This window comes from Chamaesiphon polymorphus CCALA 037 (genome assembly GCF_003003845.1).
GTDB classification, from domain to species: Bacteria; Cyanobacteriota; Cyanobacteriia; order Cyanobacteriales; family Chamaesiphonaceae; genus Chamaesiphon; species Chamaesiphon polymorphus.
Genome location: NZ_PVWO01000369.1, coordinates 1 through 5,902, shown reverse-complemented (window position 1 = coordinate 5,902; position 5,902 = coordinate 1). Strand labels below are relative to the sequence as shown.

General features: G+C 48.4%; 8 protein-coding genes. 4 read left to right on the top strand and 4 right to left on the bottom strand.

All coding sequences use genetic code 11. The features are described from left to right. The first annotated feature begins 142 nt into the window (after window positions 1-142). Together C7B77_RS21945 and C7B77_RS30295 are read left to right on the top strand one after the other, a co-directional pair. Entirely contained in the window at window positions 143-652 is a 510-nt protein-coding gene (locus C7B77_RS21945; RefSeq protein WP_106309880.1) for a GNAT family N-acetyltransferase, read from the top strand. Beyond that, a complete protein-coding gene (locus tag C7B77_RS30295) occupies window positions 649-801 on the top strand; it encodes a hypothetical protein (RefSeq protein ID WP_181243962.1) in 153 nt (50 codons plus the stop codon). The genes C7B77_RS21945 and C7B77_RS30295 overlap by 4 nt, the downstream gene beginning before the upstream one ends. A 207-nt stretch (window positions 802-1,008) precedes the next feature. On the opposite strand, the gene ubiE is transcribed toward C7B77_RS30295, so the two are convergent. Beyond that, on the bottom strand, window positions 1,009-1,722 hold the full coding sequence (gene ubiE / locus C7B77_RS21940) for a bifunctional demethylmenaquinone methyltransferase/2-methoxy-6-polyprenyl-1,4-benzoquinol methylase UbiE (protein WP_106309877.1): 714 nt from the start codon (window positions 1,720-1,722) through the stop codon (window positions 1,009-1,011). Window positions 1,723-1,800: 78 nt separating this feature from the next. On the opposite strand from ubiE, the gene C7B77_RS29375 reads away from it, so the two are divergent. Beyond that, window positions 1,801-2,028, top strand: coding sequence for a hypothetical protein (locus C7B77_RS29375; RefSeq protein ID WP_219892240.1), 228 nt, complete (start codon window positions 1,801-1,803; stop codon window positions 2,026-2,028). Between the two features lie 97 nt (window positions 2,029-2,125). Here the strand turns inward: C7B77_RS29375 and C7B77_RS21930 are convergent, their stop codons facing one another. Then, the gene (locus tag C7B77_RS21930) at window positions 2,126-2,953 is read right to left on the bottom strand and encodes an acyl-CoA desaturase (RefSeq protein WP_106309871.1); all 828 of its coding nucleotides are present in this window, start codon (window positions 2,951-2,953) and stop codon (window positions 2,126-2,128) included. A gap of 81 nt (window positions 2,954-3,034) precedes the next feature. Here C7B77_RS21930 and C7B77_RS21925 point away from each other — a divergent pair, with 81 nt between their 5' ends. Further along, window positions 3,035-4,273 (top strand): methionine gamma-lyase family protein, encoded by a 1,239-nt coding sequence (locus tag C7B77_RS21925; protein WP_106309868.1) that lies wholly within the window; start codon window positions 3,035-3,037, stop codon window positions 4,271-4,273. 62 nt (window positions 4,274-4,335) lie between these two features. On the opposite strand, the gene C7B77_RS21920 is transcribed toward C7B77_RS21925, so the two are convergent. After that, entirely contained in the window at window positions 4,336-5,253 is a 918-nt protein-coding gene (locus tag C7B77_RS21920) for a histone deacetylase family protein (protein ID WP_106309865.1), read from the bottom strand. A 39-nt stretch (window positions 5,254-5,292) separates the two neighbouring features. Continuing rightward, on the bottom strand, window positions 5,293-5,902 hold a 610-nt coding region (locus C7B77_RS21915; RefSeq protein WP_106309862.1), incomplete at its 5' end, for an ATP-grasp domain-containing protein.

The following is a 5,902-nucleotide window of genomic DNA, read 5'->3' as shown; positions in this document are numbered from 1 at the left end:
ATTGATAATTGATAATTGATAATTGATAATTGATAATTGATAATTGATAATTGATAATTGATAATTGATAATTGACACTTAGAAAATCTGCAAACAAATATTTCTCCCAACTCCCAACTCCCAACTCCCCGCCTATCTATTCATGATCGATCGATATCAAAAGTACATCATTAGAGACTGGCAACCGGACGATCGGATTGCGGCGGCTGAAGTTATTAAAAATGCGTTGGCTGAATATGGATTGGGTTGGGAGCCAGATGGTGCAGATCGAGATGTCATAGATGTAGAGAAATATTATCTCGAGCGCGGTGGGGAATTTTGGGTGATTGAGGACAACGGCATTATTATTGGGACGAGTGCTTATTATCCCTGTATTACTAAATCTTCTGAGCTAGAAAATCCGAGCGAGAAGGCGGTAGAAATTAGAAAAATGTACTTACATTCCAAAGTCAGAGGACAGGGCTTAGGCAAGTATTTGTTAGGCAAATTAGAACGGACGATATTCGATCGTGGTTATCGAGAAATCCGAATCGAAACAGCGAGTGTTTTAGCCGCAGCAGTCAAGTTATATGAGTCGAATGGCTATGTGCCAGTTACAGATGTAGAGACATCTCGATGCGATCGAGCGTATGTAAAATTTATCGATAAATGATACCAAATCCGGTTGGTAAAACCGATCGACTTTGCCCTCACCCCCAGCCCCTCTGTCTTGACTTACTAAACCGTCGGGAAACCCGACGAGCGCAAGTCGCTCCCAAAATTGGGAGAGGGGAGCCAGAGCCGGAGGCGAAGGCGGGGTGAGGGCAAAGTCGATCGAAAAAGAAGGATTTAAGCAGATTTGGTATCAGTCCGCGTAGGCGGCGCGCGCTCCTCGGCTTTGCCGAGGGTTTAGCGCGACAGCGACGCATCGAACGGGAGGGAACCTCCCGTTTGTGTGCGTCAAGACAAGACAGCGGACTTCGCAACACCAGCCACGACTTCCAGTCGTCGGCTCTCTAATAACTTCGGTTATTTAGTCAATACTAATACACCCATCATCCCACTCGCGATCGGATAATGAGTTGCCCGACTAAATCCTGCCGCCAATCCTAATTTTACCTGTTCCGAACCAATTGGGAATCGATCGAGACTGGGATTTAAATATGCGTATTCTTCAATCATACCCAATCGATCGGCTTTGGGCACGACAATCTCATCGAGATACCATTGCTGGAAGCGACGGACTAAACCATTACTAGGACGATGAAAGTCGAGAATTGCGACCTTTGCATCGGGTTTCAAAACTCGATATAGTTCGGCTAAACTCCTCGGAATATCCGTAACATTTCGCAAGCCATAACCCATCGTCGCAGCATCGAAATAATTATCGGCAAATGGCAAATTGAGGGCATCTGCTTCTACCCACTGAATCTGCTCTAATGGTGGGTAAACACTCGCAATCCGTTCGGCGGCAATTGTCAGTTGTGCGGGAGCGAAATCAGCTCCGATAACTATACCTGTTTTGCCCACTCGTTTGGCTAAAAGTTGGGTAATATCGCCACTCCCACAACAAAGATCCAGACAAGTATCGCCAGCTTTAGCCGCGCTCCAAGATACGGTCATTTGTTTCCATACCCAATGTATACCCAAGCTCAGATCGTTATTCAATCGATCGTATACTGGTGCAATCCGATTGAAGATTGCTTGAATGTCTGTAGATGTATAATTCGATCGATCGGTCATTTGGATGGTGGATTGTAAGTTATGAATTTTCCCCCAGATTCATCTGTGGGTTGCTGACAAGCGATTTGATTTTCAGTTATGGTAATGGCGTTGGCAAAGAGAACGATCCAACTACTGCTTGTTTCGATCGAATTGGTAGATTTTTTGGCATTCTGCGATCGCTATTTTAGAAGCCGACGCTGGGAGTCTACGATCGTCAGAAATATCGATCGCATTAGATCGATCGAGTCACTAATTACAACTTTAAATCTAAGCGAGTGGCGGGAAGTTAAACCGCAATCTAAGCGGAATCAATTTACCGCTTAACCATATTAGCATATCGCAGGCGATTTGCAAGAGAAGATCGAGGTCTGGAGATCGCTCGGTGCAGATTGCCAGCGACTCCCTCCATCGATATTGCTAATTACTCCTTCGCAGTGCCAGCTTCTACCAATTTCACTTTGGTAGCTAAACCGAGGAATTGCAGCAACTGAATCGTCATCCAAGTAATATCGATTTCCCACCATTTCATGCCGTGACGTGCGGAATATTGGTACGCATGGTGGTTGTTGTGCCAGCCTTCGCCGTATGTGGTGATGGCTACCCACCAGCAATTGGTAGAATTATCGGTTGTTTCAAAGTTGCGATAGCCAAACTTGTGAGTCGCGCTATTGACCAGCCAAGTGCAATGATAAACGATTACCAGGCGGGCAAATACACCCCAGAATACAAACGGCCAACCGCCGATCGCATATAATACTACGCCGAGAACGACTTGCAAAGGGAAAAAGTATTCATTCAAAAACTGATAAAACCGATCGTCTGCAATATCTTTAGTAAAACGGGGAATATCACTTTCTGCTGGTACCTCAAAACACATCCACCGCACATGACTCCACAAAAAGCCTTTTTTGGAATCGTGATGATCGACATCCTGATCCGAGTGTAAATGATGGTGACGATGCAAACCTACCCACCATAGAATCCCACCTTGTAATGCTAGTGTGCCGCAAAAAGCAAAAAAGTATTCCAACCATTTGGGAACCTGAAAACTGCGGTGAGAGAGAAGACGGTGCCATCCTAACGTGATCCCCAACCCACCTGTAATCCAGTGCAGCAGTATTGCTACCCCCACAGCGTTCCAACTAAATAGTCCTGGCAAAAAGGCGCAAATCGCTCCGATGTGAAAAATTACGAGCGCGATAATCATCGTCCAATCGAGACGAAGTTTTGTTGATGCGGCAACAGTCATTGAGATAACCTATGAAGAGTTTTACGATCGTGCCCGATCTGCAAGCAGATCCAAGCGGCAAATAATTTAATCCCTCAAATCATGAACGGCAAATTACTCATTCCAGCGGCAGAAAAGGCACTATCACTGATTTTTAATGGTATTGACGGTCAAGTCAAGGGGAATATCCGTCGAGTTTTAGAAATTTATGCGCGACACCGAGTGGGTGTTCGGCATTTTTGCAGTGTCAGCGGCTACGGACACGACGATTTGGGGCGCGAAACTTTAGATAAAGTTTTTGCCGAAATTATGGGAGCCGAAGCCGCAGCGGTACGGGTGCAATTTGTCTCTGGCACTCATGCGATCGCTTGTGCGTTATTTGGCGTGTTGCGTCCGGGGGATGAAATGCTCTCGGTGGTGGGTGCGCCTTACGATACGTTAGAGGAAGTCATCGGTACTAGAGGTACGGGGCAGGGATCGCTGAAGGAATTTGGCATCAGCTACCGCGAATTAGCCCTCACAAGCGACGGGGGGATCGATTGGGATACTTTGAGTCATGCGATCGAAAACAAGACCCGTCTGGTGCTGATTCAGCGTTCCTGCGGCTATGCTTGGCGATCGTCTTTATCGATTGCCGAGATCGAACGGATTATCGAAATCGTCAAACGTCAAAATCCAAATACGATTTGCTTTGTCGATAATTGCTATGGTGAATTTATCGAAGATCGCGAACCGCCTGCTGTCGGTGCCGATCTGATTGCCGGATCGCTCATCAAAAATCCGGGTGGTACGATTGCCACAGGTGGCGGCTACGTGGCGGGGAAAGCGGATCTGGTCGAAATGGCGGCATGTCGGCTCACAGCACCAGGCATCGGTTCCTCTGGTGGGGCTACCTACGATCAAAATCGGCTGTTATTTCAAGGCTTATTTCTCGCGCCGCAAATGGTGGGCGAAGCGATGAAGGGCAATCATTTAACTGCCTACGTATTCGATAAGTTGGGCTATCCAGTCAACCCGTTACCGATGGCACCGCGTCGCGATGTAATTCAGGCAATTAAACTCGGTTCCAAGGCCAAATCGATCGCATTTTGTCGATCGATCCAACAAAATTCGCCCATCGATGCCTACGTCGATCCCGTTCCTGGCAATCTCCACGGTTACGAAAGCGAGTTAATTATGGCTGGCGGGACGTTCATTGACGGCAGTACGTCCGAATTTTCTGCCGATGGCCCCCTGCGCGAACCTTATACTGTTTTCTGTCAGGGTGGCACGCATTGGACGCATGTTTCGATCGCCCTCGAAGCCGCCGTTGATGCCATTATGGCGATCGATTCTCTCTAGGCTTGGGGTTTGAGGTTGTTGGCGGGCGATCCGAAGCCAGCCGGATCGCTCTTGCAACGCCCTCAAGCACTCTTCAAACACCGATCGATCGTCGCTACCACTGACGTCCCCAAAGCATCAAAATCGTACCCACCTTCCAACCCAAACACGATCTTGCGCGTTACTTGCAAACAATAATCTGTGAAGACACCAAAATCTTCGGCATAGAGCGCGATATTCGCCAACGGATCGTCATGATGGGCATCGTATCCCGCACTCACGATTAATAGATCCGGATCGAATGCCTGCAAAAAAGGCACCACTTTGGTTTCAAATAACGGCTGATAATCCGCGATCGTACTGCCCGCTGGCATCGGTAAATTCAAGAGATTTTCGTACCCGCCCCGCTCCGTCGCCTTACCAGTACCTGGATAGTGGGGAAACTCATGTAACGAACAGTAAGCAAGCTGCGGATTTTGGGCTACTACTGCCTGGGTACCATTGCCATGATGGACATCCCAATCGAGAATTGCCACCCGCTCGGCACCATTTGCCAGCGCGTATGTCGCCGCGATCGCCGCATTACTAAAAATACAAAATCCCATCCCCCGCGCTGGCTCGGCATGATGCCCCGGCGGACGCGCCAATACGAAGGCAGGTTCGCCTGTCGTCAGCGCGCTCTCAACCCCATCCAGCCACGCATTTACAGCCAGGAGAGCCACCTCATAGGTTTTCGCCGAGACAGGCGTATCCGGATCGATCGATCCACCTTCGATGCCAAGCTCCTCTACTAGTTGAATATAGCCAGTAGGATGAATTTTCTCGATCCAACTTAATGGCGATCGTGTTTGGATCGATGTCGGCTGTTTCCAATCGATTTGGTTTGCCCATTTTGCCCGTTCTAATGCCGATTTAATTGCAGTCAATCGGGCGGGTTTTTCGGGATGAAATGCCCCAGTCTGATGTAGTAAAAACTCGCTTGAATAGATAACTGGAAACATAATATTTGGCGAACGATACTTATTTAGATATCGATATTTTTAGACTGGTATAGCAGCAGATCGCAGCACCTCTAATACCCGAACGGGATCGCACCCGTAGATTCCCGATCCCCAGGCGTCATTTTGTTCTACCACAGCCCAACCGCGATCGTGAATTACACCCACATCTAATACCGCCGTGCGGGGCAGATCGATCCTACGATCTGCTAGGAGTAGATCGACAAAGGACTTTACCTCTGCTAGTTCTGCGTCAGAGGCTGCAAAATCTCGTTGGCGTTGCAGTTCTCCATTCCTTAAATATATCGAAATTGTACGGATCTGTCGATCGAGTATAAAGCACCGAAATTCTTGCTCCCACGCCACCACTTCAGCCACCAAGACAGGCGTATCGCGATCGTATTCGATCGGTAGCTGGGCACCAGTATACACCCGCGCCGGGAAGCTCTTATCATTCGGCGGTTTGATAAATGCAGGCTCCACCATCCCCCGACAAGCTCCCAGTGTCGATAGCGATACCCGTCGCTTGCGAAATTCTGCGGGTAGATTCGGCAGCCAATCGAGTGGCGGTTCTAGCAGTCGCAGTCCAAATTGTGCGGCGAGCGTCTGTCCGAATAGCCCTTCTAGATACAATACCGGATCGGCGATCGAT

What these genes read in the sequence shown, in the direction of transcription:
- C7B77_RS21945 (WP_106309880.1), top strand. Translation starts at nt 143, where the DNA reads ATGATCGATCGATATCAAAAGTACATCATTAGAGACTGGCAACCGGAC.
- C7B77_RS30295 (WP_181243962.1), top strand. Translation starts at nt 649, where the DNA reads ATGATACCAAATCCGGTTGGTAAAACCGATCGACTTTGCCCTCACCCC.
- ubiE (WP_106309877.1), bottom strand. Translation starts at nt 1,722, where the DNA reads ATGACCGATCGATCGAATTATACATCTACAGACATTCAAGCAATCTTC.
- C7B77_RS21925 (WP_106309868.1), top strand. Translation starts at nt 3,035, where the DNA reads ATGAACGGCAAATTACTCATTCCAGCGGCAGAAAAGGCACTATCACTG.
- C7B77_RS21930 (WP_106309871.1), bottom strand. Translation starts at nt 2,953, where the DNA reads ATGACTGTTGCCGCATCAACAAAACTTCGTCTCGATTGGACGATGATT.
- C7B77_RS29375 (WP_219892240.1), top strand. Translation starts at nt 1,801, where the DNA reads ATGGTAATGGCGTTGGCAAAGAGAACGATCCAACTACTGCTTGTTTCG.
- C7B77_RS21920 (WP_106309865.1), bottom strand. Translation starts at nt 5,253, where the DNA reads ATGTTTCCAGTTATCTATTCAAGCGAGTTTTTACTACATCAGACTGGG.